The sequence below is a fragment of the Arthrobacter sp. Soil_C_60 genome (genome assembly GCF_057656375.1).
Map to the genome: position 1 here is coordinate 1 of NZ_JBDGKM010000006.1, position 19131 is coordinate 19131.

17 protein-coding genes and 1 pseudogene are annotated in these 19131 nt (G+C 65.5%); 8 read left to right on the forward strand and 10 right to left on the reverse strand.

What is annotated here, in order from left to right:
- Window positions 1–115: 115 nt before the first annotated feature.
- From AC3A4M_RS13350 to AC3A4M_RS13370, 5 genes are all read left to right on the forward strand, one after another.
- Window positions 116–361, forward strand: coding sequence for an AbrB/MazE/SpoVT family DNA-binding domain-containing protein (locus AC3A4M_RS13350; protein WP_498736200.1), 246 nt, complete (start codon window positions 116–118; stop codon window positions 359–361).
- The gene (locus tag AC3A4M_RS13355; RefSeq protein WP_498736201.1) at window positions 358–723 is read left to right on the forward strand and encodes a PIN domain-containing protein; all 366 of its coding nucleotides are present in this window, start codon (window positions 358–360) and stop codon (window positions 721–723) included. The genes AC3A4M_RS13350 and AC3A4M_RS13355 overlap by 4 nt, the downstream gene beginning before the upstream one ends.
- A gap of 141 nt (window positions 724–864) precedes the next feature.
- Window positions 865–1887 (forward strand): nitrilase-related carbon-nitrogen hydrolase, encoded by a 1023-nt coding sequence (locus tag AC3A4M_RS13360; RefSeq protein WP_498736202.1) that lies wholly within the window; start codon window positions 865–867, stop codon window positions 1885–1887.
- A gap of 2 nt (window positions 1888–1889) precedes the next feature.
- Window positions 1890–2927 carry an agmatine deiminase family protein gene (locus tag AC3A4M_RS13365; protein WP_498736203.1) on the forward strand — a complete coding sequence of 346 codons (1038 nt, stop codon included), beginning with the start codon at window positions 1890–1892 and terminating at the stop codon, window positions 2925–2927.
- Entirely contained in the window at window positions 2924–4450 is a 1527-nt protein-coding gene (locus AC3A4M_RS13370; RefSeq protein ID WP_498736204.1) for an APC family permease, read from the forward strand. Before AC3A4M_RS13365 ends, AC3A4M_RS13370 begins: the two co-directional genes overlap by 4 nt.
- Window positions 4451–4546: 96 nt before the next feature.
- Here the strand turns inward: AC3A4M_RS13370 and AC3A4M_RS13375 are convergent, their stop codons facing one another.
- Window positions 4547–5857, reverse strand: coding sequence for a Glu/Leu/Phe/Val family dehydrogenase (locus tag AC3A4M_RS13375; RefSeq protein ID WP_498736205.1), 1311 nt, complete (start codon window positions 5855–5857; stop codon window positions 4547–4549).
- 222 nt (window positions 5858–6079) lie between these two features.
- Here AC3A4M_RS13375 and AC3A4M_RS13380 point away from each other — a divergent pair, with 222 nt between their 5' ends.
- On the forward strand, window positions 6080–6364 hold the full coding sequence (locus AC3A4M_RS13380) for a hypothetical protein (protein ID WP_498736206.1): 285 nt from the start codon (window positions 6080–6082) through the stop codon (window positions 6362–6364).
- Between the two features lie 25 nt (window positions 6365–6389).
- Here the strand turns inward: AC3A4M_RS13380 and AC3A4M_RS13385 are convergent, their stop codons facing one another.
- Window positions 6390–6782: a TraR/DksA family transcriptional regulator gene (locus AC3A4M_RS13385; RefSeq protein ID WP_139005136.1), complete on the reverse strand. Its 393-nt coding sequence runs from the start codon at window positions 6780–6782 to the stop codon at window positions 6390–6392.
- Window positions 6783–6981: 199 nt separating this feature from the next.
- On the opposite strand from AC3A4M_RS13385, the gene AC3A4M_RS13390 reads away from it, so the two are divergent.
- Window positions 6982–8517 carry an FAD-dependent monooxygenase gene (locus AC3A4M_RS13390; RefSeq protein WP_498736207.1) on the forward strand — a complete coding sequence of 512 codons (1536 nt, stop codon included), beginning with the start codon at window positions 6982–6984 and terminating at the stop codon, window positions 8515–8517.
- Between the two features lie 85 nt (window positions 8518–8602).
- Here AC3A4M_RS13390 and AC3A4M_RS13395 read toward each other — a convergent pair whose 3' ends face one another.
- The 7 genes and pseudogenes from AC3A4M_RS13395 to AC3A4M_RS13425 all read right to left on the reverse strand — a co-directional run bounded on the left by AC3A4M_RS13395 (window position 8603) and on the right by AC3A4M_RS13425 (window position 15530).
- Window positions 8603–9076, reverse strand: coding sequence for a carboxymuconolactone decarboxylase family protein (locus AC3A4M_RS13395; RefSeq protein ID WP_498736208.1), 474 nt, complete (start codon window positions 9074–9076; stop codon window positions 8603–8605).
- Window positions 9064–9426, reverse strand: coding sequence for a GNAT family N-acetyltransferase (locus tag AC3A4M_RS13400; protein WP_498736209.1), 363 nt, complete (start codon window positions 9424–9426; stop codon window positions 9064–9066). Before AC3A4M_RS13400 ends, AC3A4M_RS13395 begins: the two co-directional genes overlap by 13 nt.
- A 58-nt stretch (window positions 9427–9484) precedes the next feature.
- The gene (locus tag AC3A4M_RS13405) at window positions 9485–10489 is read right to left on the reverse strand and encodes a pirin family protein (RefSeq protein ID WP_498736210.1); all 1005 of its coding nucleotides are present in this window, start codon (window positions 10487–10489) and stop codon (window positions 9485–9487) included.
- Between the two features lie 76 nt (window positions 10490–10565).
- A complete protein-coding gene (locus AC3A4M_RS13410; protein WP_498736211.1) occupies window positions 10566–11585 on the reverse strand; it encodes a universal stress protein in 1020 nt (339 codons plus the stop codon).
- Between the two features lie 70 nt (window positions 11586–11655).
- Complete coding sequence (locus tag AC3A4M_RS13415; protein ID WP_498736212.1) at window positions 11656–11997, reverse strand: FG-GAP repeat domain-containing protein; 342 nt, start codon at window positions 11995–11997, stop codon at window positions 11656–11658.
- A gap of 586 nt (window positions 11998–12583) precedes the next feature.
- A pseudogene (locus AC3A4M_RS13420) lies at window positions 12584–13054 on the reverse strand (CAP domain-containing protein); the annotation flags it as partial.
- 199 nt (window positions 13055–13253) lie between these two features.
- Window positions 13254–15530 (reverse strand): hypothetical protein, encoded by a 2277-nt coding sequence (locus AC3A4M_RS13425; protein ID WP_498736213.1) that lies wholly within the window; start codon window positions 15528–15530, stop codon window positions 13254–13256.
- A gap of 532 nt (window positions 15531–16062) precedes the next feature.
- Here AC3A4M_RS13425 and aztD point away from each other — a divergent pair.
- A complete protein-coding gene (gene aztD / locus AC3A4M_RS13430; RefSeq protein WP_498736214.1) occupies window positions 16063–17316 on the forward strand; it encodes a zinc metallochaperone AztD in 1254 nt (417 codons plus the stop codon).
- 68 nt (window positions 17317–17384) lie between these two features.
- Here the strand turns inward: aztD and AC3A4M_RS13435 are convergent, their stop codons facing one another.
- Window positions 17385–19052: an HNH endonuclease gene (locus AC3A4M_RS13435; protein WP_498736215.1), complete on the reverse strand. Its 1668-nt coding sequence runs from the start codon at window positions 19050–19052 to the stop codon at window positions 17385–17387.
- Window positions 19053–19131: the final 79 nt, after the last annotated feature.

Sequence of the window (19131 nt, forward strand, 5' to 3'; positions counted from 1 at the left end):
GACACACCGCTACGCGGGCATTATCCAATGATTCTTCGATAGCAGCTACGCGGGCATCTTTGATGAGTCAACGCGGGCCCTGTGCGGGGGCTTCGCTGAGTGGGAGTATAGGAACATGAGTGGGACATATCAGGTAGTCATGGGCGAACGCGGCCGCCTGGTAGTGCCGGCTGAGCTGCGCGAGCGCCTCCACCTTGGGGCTGGAACGGTGCTAATTCTGCTCGAGACTCCCCAAGGAGTGGTTTTAGCCACGCGCGAACAGATCAAACGACTCGTGCGGGGCGAACTTGAGAGCACCGATATCGTCGGCGAACTGCTTGCGGATCGGCGGCGACAGGCGGCGGCCGAAGATGCTGCATGAATCTCTTTGATGCCTCCGCGTTACTGAGTTTTCTTGCCGCGGCAGACGGCGCCGACATTGTCGAGGAGCAATTGGTCAAAGGCGGAGCCTGCAGCGCCGTCAATTGGTCGGAAACCGCGCAAAAACTGCTCTCGCGAGGCAAAGACTGGGAGCTGTCGCGTCGCTTGCTTTTGAGCTACGGCCTCGTGATTGAGCCGGTCCACGCATCCGACGCCGAACAAGCCGCCCGTCTTTGGCGCCGGGGCAGCGGCCTGTCTCTTGCGGATCGTCTCTGTCTCGCTACAGCCGAACGACTTGATGCCCTCGTCTGGACCGCCGATACGGCGTGGGGCGCGGAGGGAAGAATCAGGCAAATCAGGTAGGACCGCCTCAACAGAACGCGCGGCATCCGCAGTTTAACGAACGGGATTCATTTTGCTCTTGTGTTGGGCGGCTCACACCTGCATAATAAATGAATCAAATTCATTTGATGTGACCCGCATCCCACGGAAGTGTTTCTCCCAATGATTGAACTGACTCAACTGGATCCGCCTGTCTCGTTTGCCCGTACCGAGCGGAGCGACCGCACTCCGCTGCGCGTCGGCCTGGTCCAACACCGCTGGCATGCCGACCCGGAGCAGACAAAAGCCGAGCTCGCCGAAGGGATCGCGCGTGCGGCAGCCCTCGGCGCCGCCGTCGTTTTCCTGCCTGAACTCACGCTGTCCAAATACCCCGCTGACAAGTTGCCCGAAGGCCGTGCCGCGGAACTGGCCGAAGACCTCCTGACCGGCCCCACCTTCACCTTCGCCGCCGAGGCCGCCCGCGCCAACAACGTGTGCGTGCACGCCTCGCTGTACCAGCGCGCCGATGACCCGGCCGACGAGCTCGGCCTGAACACCGCCATCCTGGTCTCGCCACAGGGTGAGCTGCTGGCCACCACCCACAAACTCCACATTCCGGTCACGGCCGGCTACTACGAAGACAAGTATTTCCGCCAGGGGCCCGCCGGCGAGGACGCCTACACAGTGCACGAGCCGGCGGAACTGGACGGTCTCCGGCTGGGCATGCCAACCTGCTGGGACGAGTGGTTCCCCGAACTCGCGCGGATGTACTCCCTCGGCGGCGCGGAACTCTTGGTCTACCCCACGGCCATCGGCTCGGAGCCGGACCACCCGGACTTCGACACCCAGCCGCTCTGGCAGCAGGTCATCGTGGGCAACGGGATCGCCAACGGCCTGTTCATGGTGGCCCCGAACCGCTGGGGCAACGAGGGCACCAACACCTTCTACGGCTCCTCCTTCATCTCCGATCCCTACGGCCGCATTCTGGTGCAGGCTCCGCGGGACGAGTCGGCGGTACTGGTGGCGGACCTGGACCTGGACCAGCGCAAGGACTGGCTGACACTCTTCCCGTTCCTGACCACCCGCCGCCCGGACACCTACGCCCGGCTGACGGACCCGGTCCGCGCGGACCAGCCCTTCGGCTCGACTTCGGCGCAGCCGGCAGCAGGATCCGTGGCAGCAGCCACTGCAAGAACGGTGGCCTGACCATGGCCTGGAAGATGCCCGCCGAAACGGCCGAACAGTCCCGCATCTGGATGGCTTTCCCGCCCGGCGGCTACACACTGGGCGACACCGAGGAGCAGGCCCATGCCGCCCGCTCCACCTGGGCGGCCGTTGCCAACGCCACCGCCGAATTCGAACCGGTCACCATGGTGGTGGACCCGGCCGACATCGCCACCGCGCGGGACTACCTCTCCCCGGCAGTCGAAACGGTCTCGGCCCCGCTGAACGACGCGTGGATGCGGGACATCGGCCCCACCTTCGTCACGAACGACGACGGCGGGCTGGCTGCGGTCGACTGGGTGTTCAATGGCTGGGGCCAGCAGGACTGGGCCAGCTGGGACAAGGACGAAAAGATTGCCGCCCGTGTGGCCGAACTTGCCGGCGTCGAACGTATTGCCTCCGCGCTGGTCAACGAGGGCGGCGGGATCCAGGTGGACGGCGAAGGCACCGTCCTGGTCACCGAGACCGTCCAGCTGGACCCGGGCCGGAATCCCGGGGCCACCAAGGCGCAGATCGAGGCCGAACTCGCTCGTACCATCGGCGCCACCAAGGTCATCTGGCTGCCGCGCGGACTGACCCGCGATTCGCAGCGCTACGGCACGCGCGGGCATGTGGACATTGTGGCCGCGATCCCCTCCCCCGGGACGCTGCTGGTCCACGCCCAGAACAACCCGGAGCATCCGGACTATGAGGTCAGCCGCGAGATCATCGCTTTCCTCCACGGCACCACCGACGCCGCCGGCCGGAACTGGAACATCGTCGAGGTGCCCGCGCCGGAAACGCTGCGGGACGACGAGGGCTTCGTGGACTACAGCTACATCAACCACCTGGTGGTCAACGGCGGCGTCATTGCCTGCACCTTCGCGGACCCGTCGGATGAAAAGGCGCTGGCCATTCTCGCCGACGTCTATCCCGGCCGCCGCGTTGTCGGCGTGGATGCCCGCGAACTCTTTGCCCGCGGCGGCGGCATCCACTGCATCACGCAGCAGCAGCCCCGCACCTCCCGAAAGGCCATGACATGAGCCAGACAACACGCACCGCCCCGGCGGCCCGGACCGGCAAGGGGCTCGCCAGCGGACAGCTCGGCCTGCTCGCCGTCGTCGTTATTGGTATTTCCACCATCGCCCCGGCCTACGTGCTGACCTCCACGCTGGGTCCCACCGTGCAGGCCATCGGCACCTATCTGCCGGCCATCTTCATTGTTGGCTTCGTCCCGATGTTCCTGGTGGCGCTGGGCTACCGCGAGCTGAATGCGGACTCGCCGGACAGCGGCACCACGTTCACCTGGGTAACCAAGGCATTCGGACCGTTTGTGGGCTGGATGGGCGGCTGGGGGCTGCTCGCCGCGAACATCATTGTGCTCTCTAACCTGGCCGGCGTTGCGGTGGACTTCTTCTACCTCTTCCTCTCCCAGCTCACCGGTTCCCAGGCCATTGCCGATCTGGCCGCGAACAAGGTAGTCAACGTGCTGACCTGCCTGGTGTTTGTGGCGCTGGCGGTGTGGGTTTCGTGCCGCGGCATGAAGACCACCAAGACCGTGCAGTACGTGCTGGTGATCTTCCAGCTGGGCGTGCTGGCCTGGTTTGTGCTCGGCGCGCTGGCCAAGATCGGCACTGTCCCGGAGGCGCAGCCGCTGGCGTTCGACTGGGAGTGGTTCAACCCGTTCGGCATTGAGAGCTTCTCCGCCTTCGCCGCTGGCCTGTCGCTGTCTATCTTCGCCTTCTGGGGCTGGGACGTCTGCCTGACCATGAACGAGGAAACCACCAACGGCAAGCGGACTTCCGGCATCGCCGCCGCGGTTACCGCCGTCGCCGTTCTGGTCATCTACCTGCTGGGCTCCGTTGCGACCATCATGTTCGCCGGCATCGGGGACACCGGACTGGGGCTGAACAATCCGGACATCTCCGAGAACGTCTTCACGGCCATCGCCGGCCCGGTGATGGGACCCTTCGCTATCCTGCTCTCGCTGGCCGTGCTCTCCAGCTGCGCGTCCTCGCTGCAGTCCACCATGATCTCCCCCGCCCGCAGCCTGCTGGCCATGGGCTACTACAAGGCCCTGCCGGAGCGGTTCGCGAGGATCAACCCGCGTTTCCAGTCGCCGGTGTACGCCACCGTGGTGGCCGGTGCCGTATCGGCGGGCTTTTACACGCTGATGCGCTTTGTCAGCGACAACGTCCTCAACGACACGATCATGGCGCTGGGCCTGATGATCTGCTTCTACTACGGACTGACCGCGCTGGCCTGCGTCTGGTATTTCCGCCGGACCGCGTTCGTGAACGTGCGCAGCTTCCTGTTCCGGTTCCTGTTCCCGCTGCTCGGCGGCCTCGCCCTGGTGGTCGTCTTCCTCCAGACGGCGGTGGACAGCTGGGATCCGGCGTTCGGCAGCGGCTCGGAGGTCTTCGGGATCGGGCTGGTGTTCATCATCGGCGTGGGCATCATCGCGCTGGGCCTGGTGGCGATGCTGCTGTTCTACCGGCGGAACCCAGGATTCTTCCGCGGCGAGACGCTTGAGCAGGATTCGCCGGCCCTGGTGGTGCCGGAGTAGTTCCTGCGCACTCACCTCGATAAAAGGGTGCTGCCGCAATCTGCGGCAGCACCCTTTGCTGTACCTGTACCTAGGCCCGGGGCTTAGGCTCCGGGCTTAGGGGTAGAGGCCGCGGGTGAGGTGGGCTTCCGCCACGCGCTCAACAGCGGTCACGGTTGCCGCCTCGCGCAGGCTCAGGCCGCGCCGGGCCGCAACGGCCAGCACGTTCTCCCACGCGGCGAGCATGCGCTGTTCCAGCCGCTCCTCGACCTCGGCCGCGGTCCACCAGTAGGCCTGGTTGCCCTGCACCCACTCGAAGTAGGACACGATCACGCCACCGGCATTCGCGAGGATATCGGGCACTACCAGCACGCCGTTCTCGCGGAAAACAGCATCCGCGGCAGCCGTGGTGGGTCCGTTGGCGCCTTCCACGATGACCTTTGCCCGTACCCGGCCGGCATTCCCGCCATGCAGGACACCTTCGACGGCGGCCGGCACGAGCAGGTCGACCTCCAGTTCGAGCAGTTCTTCGGAGCCGACGGCCTCAGAGCCCTTGAATCCGACCACGCTGCCCGTTTCGCGGACATGCTCGGTAAGCGCCTTGATCTCCAGCCCGGCTGCGTTGTAGATCGCGCCGTACTGGTCTCCAACAGCGACGACGGCGACGCCGGCTTCGGCGAGGAATTCCGCGGCACCGGCACCAACCTTGCCGAAGCCTTGCACGGCGGCGGTACTCCCGACTGGGGCGATGCCAGCCTGCCGGAGGGCGGCCAAGGCAACGTGGACCACACCGCGGGAGGTCGCGCTGGCCCGGCCAAGGGAGCCGCCCACGCTGACAGGCTTGCCGGTCACCACGCCGGGCACCGTGTAGCCGACATTGACGGAGTAGGTGTCCATCATCCACGCCATGGTCTGTTCGTCGGTTCCGATGTCCGGAGCCGGAATGTCCTTTTCGGGGCCGATCACCGGCAGGATCTCGCTGGTGTACCGGCGCGTCACGCGCTCAAGTTCCTGCTGCGAGTAGTTGCGCGGATCAATCGTGATCCCGCCCTTGGCCCCGCCGTAGGGCACGTCAAGGAGGGCGCATTTCCAGGTCATCCACATCGCCAGCGCCCGGACCTCGTCAAGCGAAACCTCCGGGCTGTAGCGCAGACCGCCCTTGGCCGGCCCGCGGGAGAAGTTGTGCTGGACGCGGTAACCGGTGAGGATTTCCACGCTGCCATCGTCCCTGCGCAACGGGATGCTGACAGAGAGCTCGCGGCGCGGCCGGGCCAGCATCTGGTGCAGCCCGGAGCTGTAGCCGAGGGTGCGGACGGCCGAGGCCAGCTGGCTTTGTGCGCTCTCCCAAGGGCCCGCGTCTGTGCCGGCGGCGGCCGGGTCCTGGCCGGAATTGCTTGAGGGGTGCGGTGATAAAACAGTTGTCGTCATTGACGTTCGATCCTTATTTATCTGGATGGCGGATAGCTGCCTTCCTGAGGCTATAAGGACGAACGGGGAACGTCAGTGGGCGAGTGCACAGCAGCCCGCCTCGTTGTTGTGGCCAACTACAGCGCGCCTGACCGCCTGCGAGCCGCCCGGATCTGCGCCGTGCCATTGCAGCCGGCCGGTAGGGCTCATAGGGTGGAAAGACCCCCAAGCGAAGGAGCGACCATGTCTACCCCACGCGAAGAAAACTCCCCCAACCTCGACGACGTCATAGACCCGCAGGAAGACGCGCTGCCGCAGTCGACACGGACCGGCCACGGCAAAATGCCCGAAACCGTGGACGACGACGATCTGCAGGCCGCCGCTGAACAGGAGCGCGTGGCCGCGGGGCTGCAGGACTACGCGCCGGGCCAGGTGCCGCCGGCAGCAGATCCGCTGCCTGAGGAAGCCTCCGATGAGGCCGACCGTGCCCAGCGCGGGCTGAGGGACGATCCCGGCACCGACGTATAAGCAAGCCCAGGCTTGGCGGCGGTCTTTACCGCCGTCGGGCGCTGGCGCACTGCACGCAGAACCGCGCTTCCGGCCGGACTTCGAGCCGCTCGCGCGGTATCTCGCGCCCGCAGTTCTCGCACGTGCCGTAGGTGCCCTTCTCGAGGCGGTCCTCGGCTTCCAGCAGTTCGGCGAGCGACTTCTCGGTGCCGTCGAGCAGCGCGACCTCGCGGGCACGTTCGAGCGTGAGCGTGGAACCCTCCGGGTCGTGCTCGTCGTCGGCCGGAATATCGTGCGCGGCCAGTGTCGCCTCGTGAATGTCAGCCGTCAGCCGCTCGATCTGCAGGCGGGCCTCGGCGATCTTCTCCTCCAGCAACTGCCGGTACATTCCTTTATCCGCCGTGGCTGCCGTGGACCCTACATCCAGCGCATCGCTCATGACGCCACCATCCTCTCGGAGTTATGAGAGCATCATAGTCCCCTCCGGCGCCGTTATATCCGTCTTGCGGCCCCTCTGTTATGCGATCGTTCCGCAACTGTCACCCGCCCCTCCCCTTGACCGTTTCCGGCTCGGTACCGCACGCTGAGGTGAGGGCCCGGCGGCGCCGCTGCCCGGGCAAAAATCGCTCGATTACGGGGTGCGGACTGACATGGCGGAGCGGCAGATCCAGACCGATGTCCTGGTGGTCGGCGCGGGACCGACCGGACTGATGCTGGCCAACTGGCTGGCCAAGCTAGGCGTGCCCATGCTGGTGGCCGACGGCAAATCGGAGCCCACGCGGGAGTCCCGCGCCCTGGGCCTGCAGGCCAGAAGCATGGAGATCTACGACCAGCTCGGCGTGATCGACAAGGTTCTCGCCGAGGGCACCGTCGCACAGAAGCTGGTCTTCGGCTACGAAGCGCGCGAGCTGGGACGGGTTCCCATCGGGCGCCTGGGCCGCGGCGTGACACCGTATCCCGGCATCACCTTCCTGGAGCAAAGCCGGAACGAGCAGCTCCTGGTGGACAATCTCAAGGCGCTCGGCTCCGATGTGTTCTGGCAGCACCGGCTGACTGCCCTGGACGTGGACCTGTCCGACCCGCTGCCGGTGACGGCAACGCTGGCGACCGACGACGGCGTGGTGCGGATCCGCGCACGGTACTGCGTGGGTTCCGACGGCGGTTCCTCCACGGTGCGTTCGGTGCGCGGCATCGCGTTCGAAGGAGTCACCAACGCGCACACTTTCTACGTCTCGGATGCGACCGAGGTCCGGGGGCTCGCCCTTGATGCCGTCAACATCCGGCCGGGCACTGAGGACTTCCTGCTCGGCTTTCCGATGGGCGGCGACTCCGACGTGCGGCTGATCGGTACGGTGCGGAACTCCGACATCGCCGGCGACGAACTCTCCGAGGACACGGTGCGCCGGCGCCTGCAGCGGATCTACTCCGTCAGCTATGGACCGTCCCGCTGGTACTCCACCTACAAGGTGCACCACCGCACCGCGGCAGTCTTCCGCGATGGGCCGGTGTTCCTGGCCGGCGACGCCGCGCACGTACACTCCCCCGTTGGCGCCCAGGGAATGAACACCGGGTTGCAGGATGCACACAACCTTGCCTTCAAACTCGCAGACGTATTGCAGGGCCGGGCGTCAGAACGCTACCTCGACCGCTACGAGGCCGAACGGCGTCCCGTTGCGCGCCGGCTGATCTCGACTACGGACCGGCTGTTCGGCATCATCACCTCGGCCCGTCCGGTGCCCCGGACCCTCCGCAGGCTGATCCTTCCCGTGCTCGCACCGGTGGCGACGAACATCCTGCCCCGGCTCAGGGGTGCTCCGCGCCTGTTCGAGTACGTGTCCCAGGTGCGGATCCACTACTGGATGAGCGATGAAGCCAAGCAGGCAGCCAAGGGCCGCCGCGGCAAGGTGGACGGGCGCCGGCTGCCGTACACCGGTTCAAACTTCGAGACGCTCCGCTCGCTCACCTGGCAGGTCCACGCCTACGGCGGGATCGACGACGTCGCCGTCCACCACGTCCGCTCCGCGCTGGGTCTGGACGTCCAGGTCCTGCCGCTGAACGGCAATACGAAGCTGCAGCCGGGGTATTTCTACCTGGTCCGGCCCGACGGTTTTGTCGCGGCGGAGTCCCTGCCGGTCAGCGCCGTCTCGACGTTCTCCGCCGCGATGGCACGGTGAGCCCGAGGCGGCCAGTGCCTTTTCGGCTAGAGCGGGAGGCATTGCTTCCATGGCCTGCCGCATCGGAGGGAGGACCGGCAGATGCTCAGGACTTGGCAGGTCGCACCGGATGCTCACTGACGATCGAGAGCCGGTTGAAGGCATTCATGGTCAGCGTGATCCAGCTGACGGCGGAGAGCTGGTCCTCGGTGAGGCATTTGCGCGCAAAGGCGTAGGCCCGGTCCTGGCTCTCATGGTCCGGCAGTTCGGTCAGCGATTCGGCGAGGGCCAGGGCGCCCTGTTCCTGGGCGGTGAACAGCTGGGTATCCCGCCACGCCGGCAGGACCACGATCCGCTGGATGGTTTCCCCGTTGGCCAAGGCATCCGTGACGTGCATGTTCAGGCAGTAGGCACACCCGTTAATCTGGGAGACCCGGATGTTGATCAGTTCGGTGACCGTGCGGTCGATCCCGGCTGCATCCGCGGCTTCGCGAACCTTGAGGCCCAGACCGTTCAGCGCCCGGTAGGCCGCCGGGTGCTGCTTATCGATGAAAATCCGCTCCCGTGTCACTTGCTCCACCGGGCCTCCTCGGTTTCAGCCTCGCCCTGCGCGGGGACGTCCAGGACGTCGTCGTACTCGTGGTGTTTACGAACGAACGCGGCGATGTAGGGGCAGAGAGGGAGGATCCGGCGGCCGCTGGATTTCACGTCGTCGAGGGCGAAACGTGCCAGCTTCGAGGCCAGCCCCTGGCCGGCATAGGCATCATCCACTTCGGTGTGGATGAACACCACCTGGTCCTGTCCGGGCTGCAGCCGCCGGTAGATGGTAAAGCCGATGGTGGCATCGCCGTCGCGCAGTTCATAGCGGTGGCGCTCGGGCGCGTGGACCACGGTGATCTCCCGGGCCTCGGCGGCAGTTTCGTTGGACATGGTGTTCCTCTCCTCGATGGATAAGTGGCGCGCCCGGAGGGCGGGGCTGGCGTTGCTGCTAGCGGCGCGGGCGGATGCGCGCATTGGGCAGCGTCGGGGCGGGAAGCGGAGCCAGAGTGTTTCCCACCACCGTGCCGAACTGATTGGTTGCCGCGGCTGCGGCCGGATGCGGTTCGGCGCCGATCTCGGCCTGCCAGTTGGCGCGGAATTCGACGACCTCGTCGTGGTCGCGTCCGACGAAGTTCCACCACATGACGATTGCTTCGCCCATCGGCTCGCCGCCGATCAGCAGCAGGCGGACGGGCTCGTCCGTCTCCGAGGCCAGCTCGATTTCCCGGTGCCCGGTGGGCAGGTAGGCCAGCTGGTCGGCGGTGGCCGTGGCCCCGTTGAAGCGGACGGTACCGCTGTCTACCAGGACGCCGTATTCGAAGGATTCCTCGACGTCGAAGACGGCGCTCTGCCCCGGCTTCAGCAGGAGCTCCGCTCCGAGCAGCGGCGAGTGGAGCGCCACCGGGGACACGCTGCCGGCGAGCGACCCCATAAAGACGCGCAGTTCAAAGGCATCGGTGCTGACCGGCTCCGGCGCGTAGTGGTCGAATCCGGGATCGGTGAAACGGGCATGATCCGGCAGCGCCACCCAGAGCTGGGCGCCGTGCAGGACCGTTGTTTCGGCGGTGGAAACCTCGGAGTGGCAGATACCCCGGCCCGCCGTCATCAGGTTCAGTTCGCCGGGGCGGACAAACGCGTGGAATCCAGCGCTGTCGCGGTGTTCAATCTCGCCGGTGAAGAGCCAGCTCACCGTCTGCAGGCCAGTGTGCGGGTGCGGCGGAACGCGCATGCCGCCGGTTTCGGACACCTCGTCCGGACCGTAGTGGTCTACAAAGCACCAGGCCCCGATCAGGGAACGCTGCCGCTGCGGCAAAGTGCGCCGGACGTTCATGGCGCGCGGGCCGCCGAGCGGCAACTCGCGCGGCTCCAGCAGTTCCACGCGCGACCGGGCTACGCCCACTTCGGCCTCGTTCCCGCATAGCATTTCCTGCGGATGCGGCTCCAGGTTACTCATTGCCCAACGCCCTTTCCCTGTCCACGCTTACATGCAAACACATGTATAGCTTACACGCTGTCCTCGCAGACCAGGCCTACTGCTGCTCTGACTGCTGTCTGGACCTCGGTACCACCATCATGGGCGAAGCTCCGTGCTGGAGGACGGCCTGACTGACGGATCCCAACAGCAGCCCGGGAAAGCCGCCGTGTCCACGGGTTCCGAGCACCAGCAGATCCGCGGTCTGCGTGGTTTGGACCAGGATCTCTGCAGGCTTGGCGATGTAGAACTGCCAGCTGGCCTTGACGTTTGGATACCGCGAGCGGACTTCCGCCAGGACAGAGTCCAGGTCATGGGCGACTTCCTGGCGGAACCGGCTGGCACCTTCGGCATGGTCCAGCCAGACCGAGTCCCGGTAGTACGGCGCGCGGGTGGAAACCAGGGTCAGCGCCTTGGCATGGAACTGCGCCGTTTCCGCTGCAGCCCAAAGGGCCGGATTCTTCGTTCCGAGGGCATCCATGGCCATGACAATCTGGCCTGAGTAGCTCCAGGACTGGCTCTCGTCGTCGGGGTGCACGCCCTCGGCGCTCATGCCATCCGGGGCCGATACCAGCCATGGAACCGGTGCCGTCTCCGTCCTGCGGGCAGGTACTTCGCTGCGCTCCGCTGCAGTGAAGCCGGCGTTCCGGGCTGCATCGCCCGCTTCGGGAATCACCACGGTGGGGCACTTCGAGTGCGCCGCCAGCCCCGAGGAGACACTGCCCATCAGCCGGCCGGCAAACCCACCGCGGCCCCGCTTACCGACCACGGCCAGCGCGGCGGACTTCGAGAGGTCCACGAGCACGCCGCCGGGATTCCCCGCCACCACGCGGGACTCCACCGTCACGCCGTGGTTCTTGGCCCGCTCGAGGGCTTCCTGCAGCATGGACTCGCCCCGGCGGGTCTCAAGCTCGACGTATTTGCCCTCCACCATAGGATCGGTAATATTCTGGGCCGGCGAGAAGGCAGTCACCAGCCGCAGCGGCCAGCCACGGAGCCGGGCCTCGTCGATGGCCCAGTCCAAGGCGCGGCTGCTGGCCGGCGAACCGTCATAGCCCACAAGTACAACGTCTTCCATGACTCAACCCTAGGCGTCCTCGCGCTGGCTGAGTAGAGGGAAGGCGCGGCAGGCAGGAGAAGCCTCTATATCAGTGGCCGGCGAGCTCCATGCCGTTCCAACCGGTCCCCACGGTGACCCGGCCGGCCCATCTGGAATCATTCGCCTGGTAGTAATACAGGAGGCCGGCAGTGGAGCGGGCCAACAACCCCTGGGTTCCCGGACCGTTGTAGCCGCGGATCGAGGTCAGCGCAGTCATCGAGTTCCACCCGCCGTTGCCGATGATCCTGCGGCTCTCCGCAACAAACTTCCCGTTGCCGTTGGTGCGGTAGAGCTTCAGCTGTCCGGCCGACGTGCGGGCCACGATGTCGGCGTTTCCGTCCTTGTCCCAGTCGAGCTGGTTGATGGTCAGGGATTTCCAGCCGGTGTCCACCTGGCTCCGTGCGGAGCCCGGTGTCCACCTGGCTCCGTGCGGAGAGTTTGCCGCCGGAGAGGTTCGGGTAGTGGAACAGAATGCCCGAGCCGCTCTTGGCGACCACGGAGGGGTAGCGGTCCGTTTTCTTCCAATTCCCGACCGTGACCTCGTAGCCGGCCCAGCCGCTGGCGCCGATGGTGATGGCGCTGGAGAAACCGCCGCCGGGCTTGCCCGGGTAGACGCTGAGCTTGCCGCTCTCCCACTGGGCCACGATGTCCATCGTCCTGTCCGCGTTCCAGTCTGTGACGTGGACTTCCTTCGCGTTGCCAAAGCCGGAACCAATCTTCCACGCGGAGGAACTCGCGTTGTTCTTGCCGGTCCCGTAGTTCCACAGCACGCCGGTCTGATCCACGGCCACGATGTCCCCGGCGGACTGGATGGACGGTCCAGCCGGAGCAGAAACAACAGCAGGAGCCGGGGCGGGCGACGGCGAGGACGCGGTGGAGCCGAAGAATGCCGAGGCCGTGTTGTACTGCCCGGCCGGAGGCGTACGGAACTTGAAGAAGTTCACCGTGCCGTACATCTTCACGCGCCCGTTCGCGTCCTTCTTGATGGAGATGCCGACGCCGATCGTGTCGTACGCCGGGTCGCTCATGATCCGGTTGTGGCCGGGAGAGCCTATCCACTGGTCCACCAGCCCCTGGCCCCTGGTATCCGTCCGGTAGGCGATGATTTCGCCGGCATTGGACCAGCGGTCGGCGACGCGGGGATCTTGGGTGTAGCCGGGGTTGTGCTTGAAGTCGCCCGTACTGGCCATCTTGTCCGACCAGTCCTCGGACAGCTCGGAGACGGTGGCATTGAACTTGACCGGCTCGAGGCCCTTGCTCGCCCGGAACTTGTTGATCCCGTTGAACACGTCGATGATCTGCTGCTTGTTCGCGGTGTTGAGTTTGTCCCCCGCGGCCTGCGGAACAACGACGCCGGCACCTTGGTTCGGCTGCACAGCGGCCAGGGCGGCGGGTACGGGCCCCACAACGGCTGCGGCAGCCACGGAGGCGCCGAGAGCAAGGGACATTAATGCTTTAAGTTTCGACACTGTCTTTATCCTGTTTTTCCTTGGGGAGGGTCACAACGACGGCGGCGTTCCATCTCAGGTGGGGCGCCGCCGTCGTTAGCTCACAAAACCATAACGAATGCGCGCACAATGGCCCAAAGACCCTTGTCGGCGCCCGTCATCTGCTACTGGCCGAACCGGCGGGATACTGCCTGCGGGCCTATTTGAAGATGTCAGCCCGGACGCCCATCACAATCCGGTCGCCCTTGTCCGCCGTCTTCAGGTATCTCGTCACATTGGACAGATCCAGCGCGATGCAGCCGTAAGTAGGAACCGCATTCGCGTGCAGGAAGATGGCGAAACCTGCCCCCTGCTTGATCTTCTGCCCCGGCCCGCGGTTGTAGTCGATCACCGCGCCCTGGCGGTAATCGCCGGTGGGAGCGCGCATGATCTGCCACATCTGCTCGTCCGGCCAGCGGTTGAAGGAGGACTCGAAGTACTTGTTGTACCCGCTGCCCGGCGTGCCGGACCACTGCGACCGCGAATTCAGCTTCTGGTAGTTGAGCCCGGTGCCCGGGTTGCCTTCACCGAACGCATCCGTGACGGTGAAGCTGCCCTGCGGCGACCAGCGGTACATCGTGTGACCAGAAGCGACGCCGGGCTTCTTGAAGCCCTTGAGACCTACCGTGGCCCTGGACGTTTTCCATTCCTGCTTGTAGACGGAGCCGATCCGCACGCAGTTGATGAAGCTGGCCTTGTACGTGCCGTACTTCTCCGAGATGGTGAACGAGACGCGGTTGGCCCAGCCATGGTAGTAGCGGGTCTTGTGCGCGCCGATGGCCCAGCACTCGTTCTTCGGCAGGTAGCTGGCCCCGACCTTCGCGGCGATCAGCGAGCCGCCTTGGAAGACCTGCGTGGTTTTGCCGCTGCGCGTCACGGCGTCCTGCAGCGGGTAGCCCAGCGTCCCGTTCTGGCTGCTGCGTGACTTCCAGCTGTAGTTGATCTGGGCGGTCAACGTCCGGGCGCCGGTGGCCGGCGAGTACGCGATCTGCCCCTTCTGGAAGACCTGCACGCAGCCTCTGGACTTCAGACCGCACTTCATGTCCCCCATGGGGTAGCCGAGAACGCCGCGCTCGTATTTGGCCGCCGTAAATTTCTTACCGACGGCGTGGGTCAGTTCCACGGTGCGGGCACCGGTCTTGGCGGTCCAGTAGATGGCCATGCGCCGCTTGCTCGAGAGCGAGGGCTTGTAGGTGCGCACGCAGCCGTTGCCGGCCAGGCGGCAGTTATAGTCGTTGACCGCCGTGTAACTTAGTTGCTTGGCCCGGGCATCCAGGGCCTTCAGGCCGGCCGTTACATGCGCCGGCGTGTGGACAATCTTGCCCTTCTGGAAACTCTGCGTTGCCACCAAGGTCCTCGAATTCACGCTCAGATCCGAGGTCGGGTAGCCGTACTTGCCCTTCTCGTAGCCGGACGCCCTGTACGCTTTTCCGACGGCGTGGGTCAGTTCCACGGTCCGCGCACCCGTGGCCTGGGTCCAGTAGATCGCGATGCGCTTGCTGCTGCCGGCCGGTTTGTACGTACGCACGCAGCCGTATCCCCGTAGTTCGCAGGCGTAGCCGTTGACCGCGGTGAGCTTCAGTTTCGAGGCCCTGTCCGCCAGCGCCTTCCTGCCAGCGGCATAGTGGGTTGACGTATCGACGATTTTGCCGCGCTCGAAGGACTGCACCGAAACCTTGGTGTTCGGCACGTCGGACATGTCCGACGTCGGATAGCCGTACTTGCCCTCTTCCCACCCCGCGCTGCGGTAGGCCTTGCCGACGGCATGGGTCAGGTCCACAGTGTGTGCGCCGGTGGCGGCGGTCCAGTAGATCGCGATGAGTTTGGCGCCCGACTTGTATGTACGCACGCAGCCATCGCTTGCCAGCAGGCAGTTGAAGTCGTTCGCGGCCTGCGTATAGTTCATCGCCGCGGCCTTGGCCCTGATGGCCTCCTGGCCGCTGGCGACGTAGGAATTGTCGATCGTCCCGTGCTCGAACGTTTGAGAAACTGTTCCGGTTACCGCCGCATCCGGCGCGTCCGAAGTGGGGTAACCGTACATGCCTGCTTCGTACTTTTCGCTCCGGTACTTTTTGCCAATGTAGTGCAGCAGATCGACGCTGTGCGCACCGGTTTGCGGGCTCCAGTAGATGGCAATGCGCTCCGTGGGACGCTCGGCGGACGTAAAGGTCTGCACGCAACCCTCGCCGACCAGGGTGCAATTAAGGTCGTTGCGCGGCACGAGTTTCAGCTCATCGGCCTTCGCAGCGATAGCCTCCTCCGCTGTCGGTTCCGCTTCGGCTGCTTCCTCCGTAGATTCCGCCTGATCCGTTTCGCCGGGATCGGGAGTCAACTGCCCATCGGGCGTCTGCGTTTCAGCCGGAGCGGAGGTCTCCGCTGGCGTGGAGGGCTCGACCGGGACACTGGTTTCCGTTGGATCCGCAGTTTCGGTCGGCACAGTCGATCCCGCGGGCGCTTCGGTCCCGCCCGTCGTCGTCTCCCCTGGCGTTTCAGTCCCCGCCGTCGTCCCTGCATCCTCCGACGTGGGATCAGCCGAGGCGTCCGACGGAACCCCGGAGGAGGATCCAACCGGTTCCGATGCTGACGACGGAGACGTCGTCGACGGCATAGCGGTGTCCGTTGCCCTCACTTCACCGGCCGGCCGCTGCGTCGCGGACGCGCCGGACACTTCGGGCAGGTCCGCGGCTTGCGCCGGCAAGCCAGAGGCCAGGAGCGCCAACGATGCAAGTGTTGCTACGGCAAATCGTCCCGCCAGACATGGCCGGAAAAGCCTGAGACCCTTGATGATGTACCCCCATGACTCGTTCCGAATGGGGGTCCACGACATCGCTGCCGCTCCCCCAAACGACATTATGCGGCCAAATCTGTTGAAACGTTAGACCTAGTGCGCCACTTTCTGTTCTCAAGCCCAAAACAAGCTGTCATTGCCCCTAACGCAAATGATTCTCATTTAATGCTAACTTCAATGCATGCATTCACTGACACCACCTTCCCGCAGGCTCACTTGGCTCACCGCACCTTTTGCCCTCACACTCCTGACCTCCTGTGGGGCAGCCGCCGCAGGACCGGATCCTGCCGACTCCCCTGCTGCTGACCCCATCCCGAAGTCCGATGTCGTCGAACTGGATAAGGCCGCACCGCGGCTGAGTCTGACGTACGACGGCGGCGTCATGGTTCTCGACGGCGCAAGCCTTGAACTGCTGGAAACTGTGGAGCTGGACGGCTTCAACCGGCTCAGCCCGGCCGGCGACGGCCGGCACGTCATGATCTCGACGGGCAGCGCCTTCAAAGTCCTTGACACCGGCAGTTGGAGCGAGGCCCACGGTGACCATGCACATCATTACGCCACAACGCCCTCGTTGACGGACATCCAGTTCGTGGCGGACGAACCGGGCCATGTGGTCAGCCATGCCGGACGGACTGTCCTGTTCAGCGACGGCTCGGGAGTCATCGAATCCTTCGACTCTGCCCAGCTTGCCGACGGACAGCCGAAAACTGACACCTACACCGCTGCCGAAGCTCATCACGGTGTCGCCGTCGGACTGAAAAACGGCAACATGTTGCTGACTGTAGGCAACAGCACTTCCCGCTCGGGACTTGCGCTGCTGGATAAGGATCGCCGCGAGATTACCCGCAACGAGCAATGCCCCGGCGTGCACGGCGAGGCAGCGGCTGCAGACGAAGCGGTCACCGTTGGGTGCGAGGACGGCGCCTTGGTCTACCGGGACGGCAAGATCACCAAGGTGGACAGTCCTGATGCCTACGGCCGGATGGGAAACCAGAAGGGCTCGGAGGAGTCCGCCGTCGTACTTGCGGATTACAAAACGGACCCCGACGCTGAACTGGAACGGCCCGAGCAGATCGCCCTGATCGATACCAGCAACAACACCGTGGACCTGGTCGAACTGGGCACGAGCTACTCCTTCAGATCGCTCGGCCGGGGTCCGCACGGTGAAGCCTTAGTACTGGGTACGGATGGATCACTCCACGTTATCGAGCCATCTAGCGGAGCCGTCACCGCCCGTATCCCTGTGATTGACGAATGGGAGGAGCCGGTGGAATGGCAGCAGCCGCGGCCCACATTGGCGGTCCAGGGCCATACCGCGTATGTGACGGATCCGGGCAGTTCATCCATCCACGCAGTCGATCTGGAATCCGGCGACGTGCTTGAGAGCGCAAAGCTACCGCATGTTCCGAATGAGTTGACTGACGCAGGCCACTGATGCCGTTCCTTACCTGGCAAGTGTCAAGGTGAACACCTTCACCTTGGTAGCTTCGGATGTCACTACTATCAGGCGGCGGGGCGGTAGAGGAAGTCGATGCGGCCGAGTGCCTGTTCGAAGATTGACACCGGCTCCGGCATCTCGTCCGGTTGTTCTGTTGCCGGTGGTGTGCCGGGCAGTGCCGGTGCGGTGGATTGGTAGGTGTGCCCGGTCGGCGTTGTCGTTTCGACGGTGTGCCGCGGCCCGGGGACGGTTCGGGCGTGCCAGCCGTCGGCTTCTTTCGCGAGGTTGCACGCTTCACACAGGCCTTGCCCATTGATCTCGCTGGTCTCTCCGGCGTCGCGCCAGGGCACGACGTGGTCGTGGTGGCGGATCGGCGCGTCGCACCACGGGGTGCGGCAGAGCTGGTCCCTGGCCTGGATGACCCGCTGCATTCCGGCGGGCATCAACCGCGCCCGCGAATCCATTCCGAGCAACTGCCCGGTACCCGGCGCGGTGTAAAGCCGGCGTACCCACACTTCCACCTCGCCAGCATCGGCTGCATCGCCGGGGTCTCTTCGCTTCGCACCGGGAGGTCCGGTCGCCGAGCCGGCATTTCCGGCGGTTCCGGGGTCCGTGTTCCCGGCAGCAGCATCGGGGAGCGGTTCCGGTTCGCCGCTGGCCGGCGGACCGGAACCGGTAGCACCGCCCCCAAAGCCGGCATCCGCTGCGCGGGCAACGGCTTCGTCTTCGCCAGCGGCACGATTTTCCGGAGTTGCGGCGGCGGAATGGCCGGTGCCGGCCGCTCCCTTAACCTCGGTGTCGGTGTCGCCGGTGCGGAGCAGGTTCCGGGCCCATTGGGCGGGGACGATGCCGTACCCGGTCAGGTGGGCCGGTTCGGAGTCGCCTTGGAACAGGGTGCGGTCGGTCATGACCAGCTGTACTTCGATTTTCGCGGGGTTCTCGGCGGGCTGGCCGGTGACGCGTTCGACGAAGATGTCGGCCATGAGCTGTCCCCGGGAGCGTTCATCGCCCTGCGCCTTCAACCGGTCGGCTTCCTTCGTCAGGGCGGCGAGGACGGCCACGCCCTGCCCCGCCGGCACAAGGCAGGACACCTGGGCCATGGTGTCCGGCGCCGGACGGCAGGAGACGTGGCGTTCGGTTTCGGCTTTCGCGGCCCGGCGGACCACCGACAAGGGATCCAGCCGCAGCGCGGCCTGCTTCGCCATCGCCCCGATCCGTTTATCCCCGCAGCCGTGCAGCGTCTTCGGATCAGCACATAATTCCCGGTCGACCTTGGCGCGGTCTTCCACGCTCAGGCAGGCGGTTTCGCGGACCAGGATGGTCGCCCGCCACTCGTTCAGCCGGCCCTCGGCCAACGCCGCATACGTGTGCGGCATTTCCCGGATCAACGTGGTGGCCAAGCCCAGGTGCTTCCCGCCCCGGTTGGGCGAGTCCTTCCTGGCTAGGCCGATCTCCTTGGCCAGGCCCCGGCCCCGCCTCTCCGCCGGAACCCCGGCCGCGGCGCGGGCCTCCCGCCGGGAGGCAACAAACGCTTCCGTCTCCCGCGCCTGCGCGGCAGCGAGGGCGCCCTTGAGTTCCTCCAGGGCGCTGATCCGGTCAATCCGCACCCCCTCCGAGACGTCCTGGTCCAGACCTGCGAGTCCGGCGGCCCAGCCGCGGACCAGCGCAGCACCCGGATCACCGGGGACCGGCTTCACCGGATCCATCTCTGCTGGAACGATTGACTCGAACATACATTCGATTCTACCGCGATGTGATGAAGCGCACAACCAGAGTGGAGTGAGGGTGGATATCTTTCCGTTGCACGACCGA